The 18824-nt window shown below is 36.7% G+C and carries 14 protein-coding genes; 13 read left to right on the plus strand and 1 reads right to left on the minus strand.

Features of this window, described 5'->3' with window-relative positions:
* The first annotated feature begins 49 nt into the window (after nucleotides 1–49).
* The 7 genes from pyrH to mnmC are packed head-to-tail and all read left to right on the plus strand — an operon-like array spanning nucleotide 50 to nucleotide 8788.
* Nucleotides 50–766 carry a UMP kinase gene (gene pyrH / locus CYP64_RS06695; protein WP_054196984.1) on the plus strand — a complete coding sequence of 239 codons (717 nt, stop codon included), beginning with the start codon at nucleotides 50–52 and terminating at the stop codon, nucleotides 764–766.
* Between the two features lie 18 nt (nucleotides 767–784).
* The gene (locus CYP64_RS06700) at nucleotides 785–1000 is read left to right on the plus strand and encodes a DNA-directed RNA polymerase subunit omega (protein WP_084041541.1); all 216 of its coding nucleotides are present in this window, start codon (nucleotides 785–787) and stop codon (nucleotides 998–1000) included.
* Nucleotides 987–3176 (plus strand): RelA/SpoT family protein, encoded by a 2190-nt coding sequence (locus CYP64_RS06705; RefSeq protein ID WP_084041542.1) that lies wholly within the window; start codon nucleotides 987–989, stop codon nucleotides 3174–3176. The genes CYP64_RS06700 and CYP64_RS06705 overlap by 14 nt, the downstream gene beginning before the upstream one ends.
* Nucleotides 3177–3186: 10 nt before the next feature.
* Complete coding sequence (gene tyrS / locus CYP64_RS06710; RefSeq protein ID WP_103649157.1) at nucleotides 3187–4392, plus strand: tyrosine--tRNA ligase; 1206 nt, start codon at nucleotides 3187–3189, stop codon at nucleotides 4390–4392.
* Nucleotides 4393–5484: a nitronate monooxygenase gene (locus CYP64_RS06715; protein WP_021091713.1), complete on the plus strand. Its 1092-nt coding sequence runs from the start codon at nucleotides 4393–4395 to the stop codon at nucleotides 5482–5484.
* Complete coding sequence (locus CYP64_RS06720; RefSeq protein WP_103649158.1) at nucleotides 5481–6923, plus strand: N-acetylmuramoyl-L-alanine amidase family protein; 1443 nt, start codon at nucleotides 5481–5483, stop codon at nucleotides 6921–6923. The genes CYP64_RS06715 and CYP64_RS06720 overlap by 4 nt, the downstream gene beginning before the upstream one ends.
* A complete protein-coding gene (gene mnmC / locus CYP64_RS06725) occupies nucleotides 6920–8788 on the plus strand; it encodes a bifunctional tRNA (5-methylaminomethyl-2-thiouridine)(34)-methyltransferase MnmD/FAD-dependent 5-carboxymethylaminomethyl-2-thiouridine(34) oxidoreductase MnmC (protein WP_103649159.1) in 1869 nt (622 codons plus the stop codon). The genes CYP64_RS06720 and mnmC overlap by 4 nt, the downstream gene beginning before the upstream one ends.
* A gap of 58 nt (nucleotides 8789–8846) precedes the next feature.
* On the opposite strand, the gene putP is transcribed toward mnmC, so the two are convergent.
* A complete protein-coding gene (putP, locus tag CYP64_RS06730; RefSeq protein WP_103649160.1) occupies nucleotides 8847–10334 on the minus strand; it encodes a sodium/proline symporter PutP in 1488 nt (495 codons plus the stop codon).
* A gap of 150 nt (nucleotides 10335–10484) precedes the next feature.
* Between putP and CYP64_RS06735 the strand changes: the two genes are divergently transcribed.
* The 6 genes from CYP64_RS06735 (at nucleotide 10485) to CYP64_RS06765 (ending at nucleotide 18758) form a co-directional block, all read left to right on the plus strand.
* Nucleotides 10485–11195, plus strand: coding sequence for an amino acid ABC transporter permease (locus tag CYP64_RS06735; protein ID WP_085658195.1), 711 nt, complete (start codon nucleotides 10485–10487; stop codon nucleotides 11193–11195).
* Nucleotides 11188–11916 (plus strand): amino acid ABC transporter ATP-binding protein, encoded by a 729-nt coding sequence (locus CYP64_RS06740; RefSeq protein ID WP_087577619.1) that lies wholly within the window; start codon nucleotides 11188–11190, stop codon nucleotides 11914–11916. The genes CYP64_RS06735 and CYP64_RS06740 overlap by 8 nt, the downstream gene beginning before the upstream one ends.
* Before the next feature lie 11 nt (nucleotides 11917–11927).
* A complete protein-coding gene (locus CYP64_RS06745; RefSeq protein WP_103649162.1) occupies nucleotides 11928–12701 on the plus strand; it encodes a basic amino acid ABC transporter substrate-binding protein in 774 nt (257 codons plus the stop codon).
* A gap of 380 nt (nucleotides 12702–13081) precedes the next feature.
* Entirely contained in the window at nucleotides 13082–15034 is a 1953-nt protein-coding gene (locus CYP64_RS06755; protein WP_103649164.1) for a methyl-accepting chemotaxis protein, read from the plus strand.
* A gap of 194 nt (nucleotides 15035–15228) precedes the next feature.
* Nucleotides 15229–15945: a transporter substrate-binding domain-containing protein gene (locus CYP64_RS06760; RefSeq protein ID WP_103649165.1), complete on the plus strand. Its 717-nt coding sequence runs from the start codon at nucleotides 15229–15231 to the stop codon at nucleotides 15943–15945.
* A 74-nt stretch (nucleotides 15946–16019) separates the two neighbouring features.
* Nucleotides 16020–18758: a M16 family metallopeptidase gene (locus CYP64_RS06765; protein WP_103649166.1), complete on the plus strand. Its 2739-nt coding sequence runs from the start codon at nucleotides 16020–16022 to the stop codon at nucleotides 18756–18758.
* The last annotated feature ends 66 nt before the right edge of the window (nucleotides 18759–18824 follow it).

An 18824-nucleotide genomic window follows, 5' to 3' on the forward strand; every position in this document is an offset into this window, starting at 1 on the left:
AATTTAAAGCCTTTTTGGCTAGAATGCGTGAATTTTAAGGAGCAAGACAATGAGTAAAAGAAAACGTGTATTGGTTAAATTTTCAGGCGAAGCTTTAGCGGGAGAGAATGGTTTTGGCATAGATACGGCGGTGCTTAAATTTATAGCAAATGAGATAAAAGAGCTTGTCGAAAATGGTATCGAGGTTGGCATCGTGATAGGTGGCGGCAATATTATACGTGGTGTGAGTGCTGCAAAAGATGGCATCATCAAACGAACGAGCGGCGATCATATGGGCATGCTAGCAACTGTTATAAATTCGATCGCAATGCGTGAAGCTTTAGAGCGAAGCGGGCTTGAAGTAAGAGTGCAAAGCGCGATCAAAATGGAAGCGATCTGTGAGACTTTTATCGTTGGACGTGCGCAGCGCCATTTGGAAAAAGGCAGAGTTGTTATATTTGCCGCAGGTACTGGCAATCCTTTCTTTACAACTGATACAGCAGCAACTTTAAGAGCTATTGAGATCGGCTCAGATATGATCATAAAAGCTACAAAGGTTGATGGCGTTTATGACAAAGACCCTAAAAAATTCAAAGATGCAAAACTATTAAAATCACTAAACTATGAAAAGGCAATGAGCGATGATATCAAGGTTATGGACGATACTGCCATAGCTTTAGCAAAAGATAACTCACTGCCGATTTTGGTTTGTAACATGTTTAAGGCTGGAAATTTATTAAAAATAATAAATGAAGAAGAAGCAGCCCTATACTCAGTAGTAAAATAAATTTTAAAAAGGATAAATATGAGAACAGAACAAATAACAGCAAGAGCGTTAAAGCAAGTTGGTGATGATAGATATAAACTTTCACTTATCGTAGCAAAGCGCGCAGAAGCACTGGCAAACGGAGCTCAAACTCTTGTTAATGCTGATACTTCAAAGATGAAATTTGCTGACATTGCGCTACTTGAAGTAGCTGAGGGCAAAATAGGCTTAGAGGCAATAGTTGAAGGAAAATAGTCTTTTTTTAGAGCAGCTAATAGAACAAATTTTACCTTGTAAAAATGTTTCAGAAGCTATAACGCTGCTCTTTTCTCTTTGTGAACGAAGCGAGAAATTAGATAAAGCTATAGATAGCTGTGTCACATCTCATGCTGGTCAATATCGCAAAAGTGGCGAGCCATACGCAATCCATCCTATCTTAGTAGCATCAATAGTAGCAAATATGGGTGGAGATGAGAGTATGGTCATAGCTGCACTACTTCACGATGTAGTTGAAGATACTGAAGTTACGCTTAGCGAAGTCCAGGCTGAATTTGGCGATGAAGTGGCAAAGCTGGTTGAGGGGCTTACAAAGATAGTTGCTATAAGAGAAAACAAGCTTGCAAGCTCGAGTAGTAACGAAAAACTAGCAAGTTCGGCACTAACTTTTAGAAAAATGCTTTTAATCTCCATTGAGGATGTTAGAGTTCTTGTGGTTAAGCTTTGTGATAGACTTCATAATATGCTAACCCTTGATGCATTAAAAGTAGAAAAACAAAAACGTATTGCTGAAGAGACGCTTATGGTCTATGCTCCGATCGCTCATAGGCTTGGAATTTCATCGATTAAAAACATACTTGAAGATCTAAGCTTTAAATATGCGATGCCAGAAGAATACGCTAAGATCGATAGCTTTTTAAATAAAAATAAGCAGCAGCTTAGCCTTAAACTAAATGCTTTTTACGAGAAAGTAAATCAAATTTTGCTTGAAAATGGCTTTATTGAGGGTACTTTTGAGATTCAAAAACGTATAAAGCATTACTATTCGATTTATTTAAAAATGCAAAGAAAAGGTATTTCGATTGAAGAGGTACTCGATTTGCTCGCTATTAGAATTCTTGTGCAAAAGCCGCTTGATTGCTACCTTGCGCTTGGAAATTTGCATATAAATTTTAATCCTCTTATTTCGAGATTTAAGGATTATATTGCACTTCCAAAGCAAAATGGTTATCAAACGATACATACAACTATTTTTGATAATAAGAGTATTTTTGAGGCACAAGTTCGTACTTATGATATGCACAAAACCGCTGAATACGGTGTTGCAGCTCATTGGAAGTACAAAAATGGTGAGGGCAGTTTACTAAATCCAAAGCTTGACTGGCTAAACGACATTGGTATGCAAAATAATGAAGCTGAAAGTAATGTCGAAGAGCTTTATGAATATGCAAAAGATAGTCTTTATATAGAAGATATTGCGGTCTATTCGCCAAAAGGTGAGGTTTTTACGCTTCCACGCGGGGCTACTGCACTTGATTATGCTTATGAGATTCACACAGAGATCGGACTTTACGCAAAAGAAGCTTATATAAATCGCGTCAGAATGCCACTTTTAACAGAGCTAAAAAATGGCGATATTGTAAGGATTGTAACTGGCGAAGAGGCAAAATTTCGCTGTTCATGGATAAATAGCGTTCGAACTGGTAAAGCAAGGGCTACGATAAGAACATATTGCAAGCAAAAGATAAAAGATATAAATTATAAAATTGCAGTTGACATTTTAAAGTCGGTTTTTGGCGTTTCGAAAGATAGAATTTTAGACTGGATAGAGCATGAAAATTTAGGTAAAAAAGTTTTTCGTGCTGCAACTGAAAGCGATTTTTTGCAAGAGGTCGTAAATATGCTTAAAAAGTATATAAAAAAAGAGCGTCCTTTTATGATCTCTTTGGGCGACAAATATCAGGTTAAAAAGCAGAAATTTGAAAATATCGTAATCTACTCAAATCATAAAATTTCAAATGTCGAGTTTGACTATTGTTGTAACCCAAAAAGAGGCGATAGTATAGTTGGCTTTAAAAATGGGCACAATGTGACAGTGCACCACAAACTTTGTGAGCGTGCTGGAAAGCTTATGGATAAGGGCAATGAGATCATCTTTGTCAAATGGACTAGAAATGCCCCACATAGATATAAAATTTTATTAAATCTTGAGAACCGAAAAGGTGCGTTGGCTGAATTTTTAACATATCTTGCTAGACTAGATGTAAATTTGGCTACAATCTCGCTAAACGAAGCAAATGACCTTAGCGGTGACACATTTGAGATAAGTGTTGAGATAGCCGAAAATATCGATGCAAACGAGCTAAGAGAGAAGATCAAAGATAGATATAAGATTATAGATTTCGTTTCGCAAAGCGATCCATACCATAACTAGGAGAAAGATAATGCAAGATATAGCTGAAATTTTACAAGAGATAAAACGCGGTGTTGCCGAGATTATTGACTTTGAAAGAGTTGAGAATTTAATAAAAAACTATTATGAAAAAGGTGAAAATTTCTATGTAAAGGCTGGCTTTGATCCAACTGCTCCAGACCTTCACTTAGGACACACAGTCGTTTTAAGCAAGATGGCACTGCTTCAAAAACATGGCGCGATCGTGCAGTTTTTAATAGGTGACTTCACTGCTCAAATAGGCGATCCAACTGGCAAATCAGCCACCAGAAAAAAGCTAGATCAAGAGACAGTTTTAAAAAATGCTAAAACCTACGAAGAGCAAGTTTTTAAAATTTTAGATCCAAAAAAGACCGTGATAATGTTTAACTCGAAATGGTCAAATGAGCTTGGAGCTGCTGGAATGATAGAGCTAACTAGCACATTTTCAGTCGCTAGAATGCTAGAGCGCGATGATTTTGAAAAAAGGATAAAAGCCGGCAGTCCAATTTCAATTTGTGAATTTATGTATCCGCTTCTTCAAGGTTATGATAGCGTTGCGATGAAGTGCGACATCGAGATGGGCGGTACGGATCAGAAATTTAACCTTCTAATGGGTAGAACCTTGCAGAGAACATATAACGTTGGCAAAGAGCAAGCTGTCATCATGATGCCTCTTCTTGAGGGGCTTGATGGTGTAAATAAGATGAGCAAAAGCCTTGGAAACTATATCGGTGTAACCGAAAATGCAAATGATATGTTTGCAAAAACGCTTAGTATAAGCGATGAGCTAATGTGGCGTTGGTACGAGCTTTTAAGTACAAAAAGCCTTGGTGAGATAGAAAATTTAATGAACGACGTAAAAAACGGCAAGTATCATCCAAAAAAAGCAAAAGAGGACCTTGCTTACGAGATAACAGCAAGGTATCACGGCGAGGAGGCTGCAAAGGCTGCGATGGCTGAGTTTAATAGTGTCCACTCTCAAAATCAGCTCCCAACTGATATAAAAGAATTTAGCCTAAAAGCACCAGCGTGGATAGTGGAAGCTTTATCGCAGTGTGAGCTAAGTGAGTCAAATTCTCAAGCAAGACGCGACATAAAGGCAAATGCAGTTAGCATTAATCAAGAAAAGATTAGTGATGAGCAATTAAAATTAGAAGCAGGTGAATATATCTTGCAAGTCGGTAAGCGTAAATTTGCAAAAGTAAAGGTTGAATAGATGGAGTTAAAGCCATTAAAAATAGGAAAATATGAGATAAAGTATCCGATATTTCAAGGCGGCATGGGACTTGGTATCAGCTGGGACAAACTAGCTGGCAATGTCAGCCTAGAAGGCGGTCTTGGAATAATCAGCTCAGTTGGCACAGGATATTATGAAAATCGTAAATTTATAAACAAAGAGCTAAATGCAAAGCCATTTGGAAGTGAGAATTTCTACTCAACAAGAGGTCTTAGAGCAATTATTGAGAATGCACGAAAAATTTGTGGAGATTTGCCACTTGGCGTAAATATAATGTATGCTGCAAATGATTACGCAAGAGTGGTAAAAGACGCTTGTGAAGCCGGTATAAATATCATCGTATCAGGTGCTGGACTACCTACGAATTTGCCAGAATTTACACAAAATTTTAAAGAGGTTGCACTAGTTCCTATTATCTCAAGTGCAAAAGCACTAAAGATCATCTGTAAACGTTGGCTACAAAGATATGACCGCTTACCAGATGCTGTCGTGCTTGAAGGACCACTAAGCGGCGGACATCAGGGCTTTACTTACGAGCAGTGCCTTGATCCTGAGTTTTCGCTATTTAATCTAATTCCACAAGTAAAGGCCGAGATAAAAGAGTGGGGCGACTTTCCGCTCATCGCAGCCGGTGGAATTTGGGATAAAAATGATATCGAAAAAGCAATATCGCTAGGCGCAGACGGCGTTCAGATGGGTACACGCTTCATCGGCACTCATGAGTGTGACGCGGATATTGGCTTTAAAGAAGTGATACTAGCAGCCGAGGAAAAAGACATTGAGCTTATAAAAAGCCCAGTTGGCTATCCGGCTCGTGGGATTAGAACAAATTTGATAAATTTGGTAGAAAAAAGGATGGGACCAAAGATCCAGTGTATAAGCAACTGTGTGAGCCCTTGTCAAAGGGGCAAAGGAGCTAAAGAGGTTGGATATTGCATCGCTGATAGGCTATTTGACTCATTTAGCGGCAAAAAAGAGACTGGGTTATTTTTCACTGGAGCAAACGGATATAAACTAAAAGAGCTAATAAGCGTAAAAGAGCTAATGCACAAGCTGGTACATGGTGAATGAAACGAGCGATAATACTCTTTTTTATTGTTTGTAATTTTCTTTTTGCTGCAACAAATTCAGAGATATTTGCAAAATTTGATAAAAATTTTGCTAGCTCAAGCAGAAGTGCAAAGATCAAATTTCACAACGATATAAAAGACATCTATGTCGACGCGATCATAAAAAACGATAAAAATATAAAAAGACAAGCGCTCACAAGACTCATAACCAGCTCGAAATCGCTTGGTTTTGATTCAAGTGGGTATATAAAAGATCTAAATGCACTAAATGGCGTAAAGAGCGCTAGTACGCCTAGCACCACTACTTTGACGCTGCTTAGTGCAACCAAGGTAAATGACACTTTGGTGCTTAAGTTTAATACAAAAATTGATACCGCAAAACTAAAAACATCCTTTTTAAAACAACAAGATACATATAAAAACATTATGGATATCGATGGTAGATTAAATGGTAATCCGCTAACTTATAAAAATTTTATATCTGATTATATTCATATCTCGCAGTATGACAAAAATACCGTTAGAGTTATTTTTTCTGATAAGATCCAAAAGACTATAAAAGCAAATGCAACAGGTGATCTACTCATAATAAGTACACAAAATTTTATCTCAAACGAAAATGTAAAAGCACCACTTCATAAAACTAAAAACAAAAACGAAGAAGTGCCACACAAAGAGCCTGAGCCAAATTTAAAGCCGCAGCCTGTACAAAGTGAGCCAGTGGCAGCACCTTTGCCACCAGTTGCGACTGGTAAATTTTCACGCAACAAAACGATCGTCATCGATCCAGGTCATGGTGGCACTGATCCAGGTGCAGTAAATGGCAAACTGCAAGAAAAAACAGCCGTTTTAGGCGTAGCCAAAAAGCTTGGCGACATACTAAAAGCGCGTGGCTACAAGGTCTTTTTTACCAGGTCAACCGATGTCTTTATAAATTTAAGAACAAGAACAAAATTTGCAAATGATAAGATGGCTGATCTATTTGTTTCCATTCACGCAAATGCCGCTCCAAATGCCACAAAGGCAAAAAGTATGCACGGCATTGAGACATTTTTCTTATCGCCTGCAAGAAGCGAACGCAGTAAAAACGCAGCCGCGCTTGAGAATAAATCAGATATCGAAGAGATGAATTACTTTTCACAGCAGACATTTTTAAATGTACTAAATCGCGAGAAGATTATCGCGTCAAATAAGCTTGGCATCGATATCCAAAAAGAAATTTTAGCAAGTGCTAGAAAAGTCTATGCTGCAAGTGACGGCAGTGTGAGAGAGGCGCCGTTTTGGGTACTTGTTGGTGCTCTTATGCCAGCAGTTCTTGTTGAGATCGGCTATATCACGCATCCAGTCGAGGGTGAAAAGCTCTTTAATGATGCCTATCAAAACGCTCTTGCAAATGGTATTGCAAACGGCATTGACGGATATTTTGCAAAAAATAGATGAAAAATGCAAATTTAAGCTTCAAGGGACAAATTCCATTTAACGAGGAGTTTGGCGATATCTATTTTAATACCGACAAACCTTGGCTTGAGAGTGAATTTGTCTTTGCAAGCGCACTTGATGAAATTTGGCAGAGCAAAGATAGCTTCATAGTCGCTGAAACAGGCTTTGGTGCTGGACTAAATTTCTTTACACTTTGTAAGAAATTTAAAAATAGCTCTAAAAAACTTCACTTTGTTAGTATCGAAAAAAGCCCTATTAAAAAAGATGATCTTTTAAAAATTTATGAAAATTTAGGCATTTTTAAAGCTTATGCCAAAAAGCTAGTTTCGCTCTATCCACCTCTTATTGAGGGCATACACCGCATAAATTTTGGTCCAAATATCACACTTGATCTTTGCTACGGCGAGGCTAAAGAAATTTTACCTGAGCTTGATTTTAGCGCTGACATCTGGTTTCTAGACGGCTTTGCTCCAAGTAAAAATGGCTCGATCTGGAGCGAAGAAATTTTTAGGCAGATCGCAAGACTAAGCAAGGTTGGCACGATTGCTAGAACCTACTCGTGTGCAAAAATAGTAAAAGACGGGCTAAAGGGTGCTGGCTTTTTGCTAAGCCTAAAAGAGGGATACGCTAGAAAACGCCAGATGAGTAGCGCCGTGCTAGAGAAAAAAGATAAAAATTTAAAAGATGCTTGGTTTGCGAGATGCGAGCCAGCCTCTAGCGTAAAAGGCAAAACAGCGCTCATCATAGGAGCAGGAGTGGCTGGACTTGCAACAGCTGGCGAGCTAGCCAAAAATGGCTTTAAAGTGGTGATCGCCGAGGCAAAGGGTGAAGTGGCTACAAATGGCTCAGGCAATCACTGTGGTGCTTTGATGCCATTAGTTACGAAGCCTGGGGTAAATTTAGGCCGCATGCATTTAAACGCATTTTTGCAAGCAGTGAGATTTTACAAGGCAACTTTGCCAAAAAGCCTTATCAAATTTAACGGCTGCATCGACTACGCATTTGATGATGAGCTCGTTAAAAGGTACGCCTCATGGCAGGATCAAAATGCAGAGGATATTTTTAAATTCGATGAGAACTTAAAACCATATCCTGGCATATTTATAAAAGATGGCGCATACGCTAGACCAAGAGAAATTTGTAAATTTTTATCAGGCAGTTTTGAAATTTTATTAAATCACGAGTATGAGATCAGGGCGCATCTACAAAACGGCAAAATCAGTGTTAATTTTAAAAACGGTAAAAATTTAGAAACTGATATTTTGGTCTTTTGTACTGGTAGCAAGAGTAGTGAAATTTTTAATGGCTACGACATGCAAATAAGCAGTGTCCGAGGTCAAGTCACGCACCTAAAACCAGTGCTAAAAAATGCCCTGCCACTAAGTGCAAAAGGCTATATCTGCCCAGCCGTCAAAGGCGTACAAGTTATCGGTGCAACTTATGCCAGAAATGAAATTTGCGATACGGCTAAAGTTGAGGATAATGCTAAAAATTTAAGCGATGTAAGCGAGTTTTTTGATATCAAAAAAGCAACAATTATCAGCTCACGTGTGGGATATAGAAGCTATAGTGGAGATAGATTTCCGATAATTGGTGCTTTGCATGATGAGGAATTTTATAAACAAAACTACAAAGGGCTATTTTGGAGCAAAAATAAAGATAACAATCCAAAAGCAAGCTACGAAAAAAATGTCTTTGTAAATTTTGCTCACGGCTCACGTGGCCTTGGCACAGCGATACTTGGAGCAAATTTGATAATGGATCTTGTGCTTGCTCGCCCACTTTGCATAGAAAGATCGCTATTTCATGAGCTTCATCCAGCTAGATTTTTGATAAGAAAACTAAAAAAGGGATTAAAATTTTAAGAGAAAATTAGCAGAAATTCCTAGCACAAGATACTAGGGATTTCTTATAAGATAAGGCTTAAAGCCTTGTTTTCATCTTTTCAAATTCATCTTTTATAACTTGCTCGTGAGGTTCGCTCGTCATTTTATTTATCGCATCGCCCCAGATACTTACGCTAATGATCGCTATGCAAGACGCTATGATGCCAGGTAAAATTTCATAAACATAAGCGTTTAGCCCTGACGTGATCCAAAATATTACGGTCGCACCTCCAGCTATCATACCAGCTAATGCTCCAAGTGCGCTCATGCGCTTCCAGTAAAGGCTAAAAAGTAGTACCGGTCCAAAGCTCGCACCAAATCCAGCCCAAGCGTTGCCAACGACGTTTAGAACATTATCTGTCGAGATAAAGGCAAGTATAGTAGCAACTATGGCCACTACTACGACAGCATAGCGACTGATCGCTGTTTGTGTATTTTGACTAATCTCTTTTTTATAGAATGCAAAGATAAAGTCCTTTGTTACCGAGCTAGATGTAACTAAAAGCTGACTTGAGATAGTACTCATTATCGCTGAAAGCACAGCTGAGATGATAATGCCTATAAAAAATGGTGGGAAAAGTAGCTCACCAAGCTTTAAAAACACCGTTTCAGGATCGTTAAGCCCGCCTCTTTGACTAAAGTAGACAAAGCCAATAAGTCCGCTCATAATCGCACCAAGCAACCCAATACTCATCCAACCAATGCCGATCCTTCTTGCTTTAGCAAGCTCTTTTGAATCGCGTATCGCCATAAATCTAACAATGATGTGTGGCTGACCAAAATAGCCAAATCCCCAAGCCATAAGTCCTAAAATTCCCCAAAAAGTTTGATCTCTAAATGGATTTAGGTGGTTTGCATCAAGCTTGCTTATCTCTTTTAGTAAATTTGTATCGCTTGGCAAGTCTAAATTTAGATATGCCACGACTGGGATCGAGACTAGGACACAAAACATCAAAAGCCCCTGAAATGCGTCAGTTATACTAACTGCTTTAAATCCACCAAAAAATGTGTAAAAGACCACAATAACAAGTGTAAAGATCGCTCCGTAGGCAAATTTTAAACCAAAAAAGCTCTCAAATGTCTTTCCACCAGCGATGATGCCGCTACTTACATAAAGTGTGAAAAAGATTAAAATGATAAGACCAGAGATGATTCTTAAAATTTTAGTCCTATCTTTAAAGCGATTTTCTAAAAAGTCTGGTATTGTGATGCTATCACTCGCAACTTCAGTATAAATTCTAAGCCTCTTTGCTAAAAATAGATAGTTGCAGTAAGCTCCAATGATAAGACCAATTATCATCCACACATTTGCTATACCAGTTGCGTATAAGGCTCCGGGCACGCCAAGTAGCATCCAACCACTCATATCAGAAGCACCAGCACTAAGTGCAGTAACTACTGGACCCATTCGACGGTTATCTAGCAGATACTCGTTCATACTTGCGTTTTTATCGTAGAAATATCGTCCGATAAAGAGCAAAAAGCCAAAATAGATGGCGATGGCTAAATAAGACCCAAAGCTCATAAATTTCCTTTCAAATTAAGATAAATGGCTTATGTTAATATAAATTTTTTTAAATTACAACATTCAGTGCCGATCCTTAAACGCTTTTAAGCAAAATGATATAAATTTTTTCGTATTATTTAAAGCCATATTTTAAAGAGAAGGATGAAGTTGAAGGCTCAAAATTTAGCTAAATTTCTATTTTTTATAATAATCGTCTCACTTGGAGCATATTTTTTCTATCCAAGAGATCTTAGTGAGGCTCAAGAGATCGCTTATATCAAAAGTTATGGAGTGACTTTAGGGCTTACTATAGGCGGTATTGTCATAGGCATAACACTTGGATTTACCTTGGCGTTTATTAAATTTTTAAATATTAAAGTCTTAAATTTTATAATTGATGAATATATCGATATCTTACGTGGAACACCTGTAATACTTCAACTTTTAATATTTTCAGTTGTCATTTTTGCAACATGGAGTGATAATTTTTATGTAGCTCTCATCGCACTTGGACTAAATAGCTCTGCTTATGTGGCCGAGATCGTGCGAAGTGGCATAAATAGCGTCGATAAAGGACAAATGGAAGCAGCTCGCGCGATGGGCCTAAACTACTATGTTTCGATGCGCGAGATAGTTTTTCCACAAGCTACAAAAAATATCTTGCCAGCTCTTGCGAATGAGTTTATATCGTTATTTAAAGAGACATCAGTCGTGGGCTATATAAGCGTCGTTGATATCACGATGCAAAGTAAGAGCTTGCAAGCGGTCTTTTATAGTCCAGAGCCAGTTATTTTTACAGGTATTGTCTATTATGTGAGTGTTAAATTTTTTACACTTTTGACAAAACTACTTGAGAGGAGATTAAACCGCCATGATTGAGATTAAAAATTTAAACAAAAGTTATGGCGATTTGCGAGTTTTAAATGATATTAGCGTAGATATAAAAAAGGGTGAAGTTATAGCGATAATTGGTCCAAGTGGTGGTGGTAAAAGCACATTTTTACGCTGCATAAACCGCCTTGAGGAGCCAGATAGCGGGCACATAAAGATAAATGGCGAAGATATTTTAGATAAAAAATCAGACATAAATAAAATTCGCCAAAAAGTGAGCATGGTTTTTCAGCACTTTAATCTTTTTGCAAATAAAAACGTCTTGCAAAATTTAACCCTAGCTCCGGTAAAAGCTGGAATTTTAGATAAAGTAAGTGCAGAAAAAAGAGCTGATGAGTTGCTAAAAAGTGTTGGGCTAAGTGATAAGAAATTTGCCTATCCGCACAAGCTTTCAGGTGGACAGAAGCAACGTATCGCGATCGCTAGAAGCCTAGCGATGGAGCCAGAAGTGATACTTTTTGACGAGCCAACGAGCGCGCTAGATCCAGAGATGATCGGAGAGGTTCTTGATATCATGAAAGATGTTGCTGCAAGGGGCATAACGATGCTTGTGGTGACCCATGAAATGGGCTTTGCGAGAAACGTAGCAAATAGAATTTTCTTTATGGATAAAGGCAAAATCGCAGTTGATGATACACCGAAAAATGTCTTTACAAATCCGCAGCACGAGCGTCTACAAGAGTTTTTAGGTAAAATTTTAAATCATTAAAGGAGTAGAAAATGAGTAAAATTTTAAAATTTTTGATGGCAAGCTTAGTTTTATTTTTACTAGGTTGTGGCGATGATGCTAATAAAAAAAATGCAGCAAATAATGCCGAAGAAACTAGTAAAAATGTAGTTTATAAAGTTGGCTCGAGCGCTGATTATCCACCTTTTGAATATCTTGATGAAAACAATAAAATTGTTGGCTTTGAGATAGATTTATTAAATGAGATCACCAAAAAAACTGGAATAAAATTTGATGTTGCAAATATGAGCTTTGACGGACTTATATCAGCATTAAAAACTGGTAAAATCGATATTGCCATAAGCGGAATGAGCGCAACTGATGAGAGAAGAAAATCGGTTGATTTTACCAAGCCATATTATTTTTCAGAGAATTTATTTATCCGCAAAAAAGGCTCAGATGTAAATAAAGACAACCTTAAGGATAAGAAAATTTCAGCTCAAGTTGGCACACTTCAAGAAGAAGCAGCCAAAAGCATAACTACTAAGTCGATACCTGCTGAAAATGTAGCAGCTGCCATCATGTCACTAAACGCTGGTAAAATCGATGTTGTGCTAACTGATAGTCCGATAGGAGTTGAATATTTAAAACAAAATCCAGATTTGGAAGAATTTTTAAGAGTTCCTGATGGCACGGAAGGATTTGCGATGGCGTTTGATAAAGGCAAACATACTGAGCTTATCAAAAAGATAGATGTAGCAATCGATGAGCTACAAAAATCTGGCGAATTTGACAAAATGCTAGATAAATATGGATTAAAGAAATAAATCTAAATACAAAATTTGCAGAGAAGCAAGAATTCTCTGCAAAAACTCACTTTTTTCTAATTTTTAAAATTTAACATCTTTTAAAAGTAAAATTAATAAAATGACTTAATTATTTTCAAGGAGAAAAAATGAAGCTTCTCAGGATGAGAACGGCATTTATTTTAAATGTGCTATTTTCTATTTGCATGTATCACAATTTTGTTAAAAAATTCCTACTATTTAATAAAGCTAAATATAAATTAAAATTTTACATAAATGCGTTAATCAATATTTTTTATAAAAACAATCAAAAGTATTTTTTGGTTGATAAAGTTTAAGTATTAAAGTCGTATGACTTTATTTTTTGAAGCAGATATTAAGAAAAACTAAAAGGAGAGAAAATGAATAATCTAGGTATTAAATCTAAGATTATGGCGATAGTTATCGTTAGTCTTATTGGCCTTGGTATCATGAGTGCATACATGCTAAATGGTATCTTAAAAACTCGCTCAAAAGCAGAGTTTAGCGAGAAAATCGTGGATACAATAATAAATCAAAATAATTTTATCCATGAGATGCAAAAAGAACGCGGATTTAGCTCAGGTGTGTTAGCAGGAGGGGATAATAAAAATTTATTAGAGCAGCGTAAAAAAGTAGACGCTATGCTTGATAAGCTTGAAGAGAAAAATGAAATAGTTTCAGAGATAAATAGTATCCGCTCAAATGTAGATCAAAAAAGTGGCAATGATCTAATTAGCCGTATAACAAAAATTTTAAGAAAAGAGGTTATTGCTATAAATGGATATAGCGATAAGCTCGAGCCTAGCTTGGTAGATGATCTAAAGCGTATCATTATTGTTGGTGAGATAAAAGAGTCTTTTGGTATTTTGCGTGCTACTTTAAATGGGGTTTTTACTAAAAAGAGCATAAGCAAAGAGGACTATAACAAAGTAGTTGCACTAAATAGCGTTATAAATAAATTTATGCAGGATTTTGACGATTACAACCCAAAAGAATTTAGCTACGAATTTGATGCTATCGCTAGAAAAAAGGCTGATTTTATAGATGCGATGAATATTATTAAAAATGTAGTTGCCGCTGAAGATGCATCTTATGATGCAGCGAGTTGGTTTTCAAAGATAAGCATTTCAATAGATGCGATGAGAGAGCTTGAACTTAAACTACTTGATAATATGCAAAAAGATGCAAGAAGTATTAAGGATGATGCAAATACCGAACTTATTATAAGTTCTATTGTGATTGCGATTTGTATTTTACTTATGTTGCTAGTATCTACATTAATAGGTAAAAACCTGATCTCTGGTATAGATCAGACTAAAAATGGCTTAGTTAGATTTTTTGACTTCTTAAATTATAAATCTAATAAGGCTGAATTTTTAGATCGTAGTGGTAGCGACGAGATCGGACAGATGAGTGCACTGATAAATGAGAATATCAAACAAATCGAGGCAAATTTATCTGAGCAAAATAATTTCATTAAAGAGGCAAATACTTTTGTAAATCAAATCGGCAAAGGTAACTACGTAGCTCAGCTTAACGCAGATACTTCAAATCCTGCACTTAGCCAGCTAAAACAAACTTTCAAAGACTTACAAATCGCACTAAAACATGCTATTGCGGAAAATGGTGATGACGTGTTAAATCTACTAGAAAGCTTTAAAAAACAAGACTTTACTAAAAGGCTTGAAGATGATGGCAAGATGGCGGTTGGCATAAATGCTCTTGGTGAAGAGATAGCCAAAATGTTAAGGGCAAATTTAGATCAAGCTCATGTGCTAGAAGAAAAGGCTGAGGCTTTAAGTCAGTCAATGAAAGAACTAACTCAAGGCGCAAATGTACAAGCAAGCTCACTTCAAGAGTCTGCTGCTGCAGTAGAGCAAATGTCAAGTTCAATGAATGCAATATCTCAAAAAACATCTGATGTTATTAGACAAAGTGATGAGATTAAAAACATCATAACTATTATTAGAGATATAGCTGATCAAACAAATTTACTAGCTCTTAATGCCGCGATCGAGGCAGCACGTGCAGGAGAGCATGGTAGAGGTTTTGCGGTTGTTGCAGATGAGGTTAGAAAACTAGCAGAGAGAACTCAAAAATCTCTAACAGAGATCGAAGCAAATACAAACGTACTAGCTCAATCAATCAATGAAATGAGTGAATCTATAAAAGAGCAAAGCGAGGGAATTAATATGATAAATCAATCAGTTGCTCAAATAGACACACTTACAAAAGAGAATGTAGTAATTGTCAATAAAGCAAATGAAGTAACATCTGATGTTGACGATATGGCTAAGGCAATAGTAAACGAAGTTAGAAAAAGTAAATTTTAATCTTTGACTTACTCTTAGAGCTCCTATTATTCTATCCCTTAAAATAATTAAGGGATAGAACTTATCTATAAAAATTTATATGCTACTTTGCTATACGATTATTTATAGCATTTTTCTTTTATTACGGATTTAAACAATTTTTAATAGAGAAATACTGATAATTAAGCCACTAAATCACCTTAAAGGACACTATTATGAAAAAGATCTTTGCTCTTTTACTCACAGCTTTTGTTGCTCTTTGTGCAAACGAGCTAAAATTTGGCACAGCGGCGAACTACCCGCCATTCGAATATATCGATGAAAATAATAAAATAACAGGTTTTGACATTGAGCTGATCGGTGAAATTTCAAAGCGTGCAGGCTTTTCATATAAGATCATAAATATGAGTTTTGACGGCCTTATCCCAGCGCTTAAAGCCGGCAAAATAAATGGCATTATAAGTGCGATGAGTGCGACTTCAGATAGATTAAAATCGATTGACTTTACAAAGCCATACTATCTAACTGAAAATCTTTATCTAAAGAAAAAAGATAATGACGCATTAAAGGCTAAAGAAGAGCTAGCTGGCAAAAGAGTTGGCGTGCAACAAGGCACCGTCCAAGAGCTAGCAGCAAATGCAATAAATGGCGTAAAAGTAGTGCCTTCAGAAGATACTGTGCCACTCATCATGGGATTAAAAGTTGGTAAATTTGATGCAGTCATCCTTGATAGCTCTATCGGATATGGCTTTATCAAGAAAAATCCGGAACTTGAAGCGTTTTTCAAAGAAGTTGATGGTAGCGAGGGCTTTTCAATAGCTTTTGATAAAGGAAAAGAGAGCGCGTTAATAGAAAAAATAAATCAAATTTTAGATGAAATGAAAAAAGACGGAAGCTACGAAGCTTTACTTAAAAAATACGATCTAAAATAATCTTCTAGCCTGCAAATTTGCAGGCTTATGCTAAATTCTGCTTTGTCTATCGATTAAAATTAAAAAGGAAAATAATGAGAAAAATTTTGTTGCTTTTTTGCCTAGTAATGGGTCTTTTTGCGCTTCAAAACGATAAAGATATGTTAAATGGAGAGCTAAAAAACGGGCTAAAATACTATATCAAAGAGAATAAATTTCCACAAAAAACAGCTATTTTTTATCTTGTTATAAATTCTGGTTCAACTGATGAAAAAGATGGCGAGCAAGGTCTTGCTCACTTTTTGGAGCACATGGCGTTTAATGGCAGCCGCGACTTTAGCAAAAATGAGCTCATTAAGCAGCTTGAGAGCCTTGGTGTGAAATTTGGAGCTGATCTAAACGCGCAGACGAGCTACGATCAGACGAGTTATATCTTAACGATTAATGTAAATGAGAAAAATTTACAAGATACGTTTAAAGTTTTTTCGAATTGGATAGATGGCGTTAAAATCGATCCTAAGGAGCTTGATAAAGAGCGTGGCGTTATAATGGAAGAGGAGCGTCAGAGAAATACGCCAGGATATAGGCTTTATTTGGCTCAAACAAAGGATATTTTTGAGGGCAGTATCTATCTAAAAAGAGTACCAATAGGCGATATGAACGTCATCAAAAGTGTAGATGCTAAGCACATGCAAGAATTTTACGAGAGGCTTTATCAACCAAGATTTATGAGCTTTGTTGCTGTTGGCGACTTTGATAAAAATGAGATAAAAAGCTTAATCGAAAAAAACTTTAGCCAAGCAAAAAATACAAATTCTTACATTCATCCAGAAAAAAATATCAGCTTTAAAAGTGGTTTAAATATTTTTAACTATGACTCGAATGAAACTGGAATGGAGCTAGTTAGACTTAGCTATTTTGATAAATTTAGCCCAGTTTTAAATGAGGCTGACGCAAAGAGAAATCTAGAAGACGCACTTATCGCAAGCCTAATAAATATGCTTTATGAGCAAAAAAATGCAAATAATTCATCAAATTTAAGTACTGATTTTATAGCTCAAACACTTCAAGCAAAGCAGAAAATTTATAGTTTTGAAACAAATGTGCTTGGAGGCGATTTTAACGCAAGCCTTAAAGATATGCTTGGCGTTATAAAAGGTATTAAAGAGTTTGGCTTTAATAAAGATGATTTTGAAGATGTGAAAAAGGCGTTTGTGGCAAATGTAGATGCAAAATTTAAACGCTCAAAGACTAAAAAATCAAGCGCTTACGCTGGACAAATTTTAAATATGATAGAAAATGGTGGCTTTGTGTTAAGCGACGAAGATGAAAAAGAGCTTAGTTTAAAGCTATTAAACGAGATTACATTAGCTGACGTTAATGCTAGATTTAGAGAAATTTTGGCCATTTCTGATGAGCGTGTAAGAATTTTTAGCAAAGATGGTTTTAAGCTTAGCAAAGATGAGTTTTTAAAGCTTTTTGCCAAGGCGCCTGCTTATAACACAAGCCTATCTGGTAGCAATAACGACAAGAGTCTAGGCAATGAAAATTTAGAGCCAAAAGAGATAAACTCAAGAAGCTTTGATGAAAAAAATGGAATTTATACCTACAAAATGCAAAATGGCTCGCAAGTTATCTTTAAGCCACTAGCTACTAAAAAAGATAGTATTTTGTTTGCGGCCGTCAGTAAAGGAGGCACATCAAATTTGGCTGATCCAAAGCTTGGTAGCTTTGCGGTGGCGCTCACAAATGAAAGTGGTGTTGGTAAATTTAATAACTACGAGCTTTCAAAGGTGCTAAATGGAAAGATCGTAAGCTACGAAAAGGGTATAGAAGCACTCACGCAAGGCATTTATGGCTCATCAAGCACAAGTGATCTTAGCTCGCTGCTAGCTGTTATAAATTTAGAATTTAATGCTCCAAGAGCCGATGCAAACGTGCTTGAGAGGATAAAGCAAAGAGCAAAGGATGAGCTAAGTAAAGAGCAAAATTTGCCTGAATATAAATTTAGCACCGAATTTAGCAAGTTTTTTTACGAAAACAATAAACGTGTAGCGCCGCTTGAGATGGCTCAGATCGACGCGCTAAAGCTAAATGAGCTAAAAGAGATCATCAAAGATAAATTTACAAATGCAGCCTCATATACTTTTGTAATCATCGGCGATACCGACGAAGAGAGGCTTTTGCCGCTTGTTAAAAAGTATATCGCCACTTTGCCAAAGCTTGGCGAGGCTGAAGAGTTTAAATACGATGGCGTGCGAAGTATCAAAGGTCAGCACACCTTTAAAAGGGAGTATCAAAGCACAAAAAGAAGCGATGTTGGCATAAATATCATAAATTCTGACGCAAAATATAGCTTTGAAGGAGCGATTAGGCTAAGGGCGTTAAGTGAAATTTTAAAAACGGCGCTCCGAGAAAAGATCAGAGAAGATAAGGGCCAAACATACGGCTTTAGCCTAAATGCCAAGCTCTCACGCTATCCTTTTGAGCATTCAGATATGCTAATTAGCTTTACATGCGATCCTACAAACACGGACAAGATTATTGCTGAGATAAAGCAGATAATAGCTAGCATTAAGAGTAGTGGCGCGATCTTGCCAAAGCATTTGGAGGATTTTAAGGCACAGAGTGAAATTTCTATAAAAAAAGATTACGAAAAGCCTGAGTTTTGGCAAAAGCTCATCATTTCAAATAAAATTTACAACACGCCATTTTATACGGCTGATGAGTACATAAGTGCGGTAAAAGCCATCACAAATGACGACATCAAAGAGGCAGCTAAACTCTATCTTGATGATAAAAATATTGTGATAAGTATAAATAACCCAAAGTAGAAATTTGGTGAGCTAAGCTGGCTGACTCTTAAAATTTAAACGCGAGTAAAAATTTATTAAGATAAG

The sequence above is a fragment of the Campylobacter concisus genome (genome assembly GCF_002913945.1).
Lineage (GTDB): Bacteria > Campylobacterota > Campylobacteria > Campylobacterales > Campylobacteraceae > Campylobacter_A > Campylobacter_A concisus_P.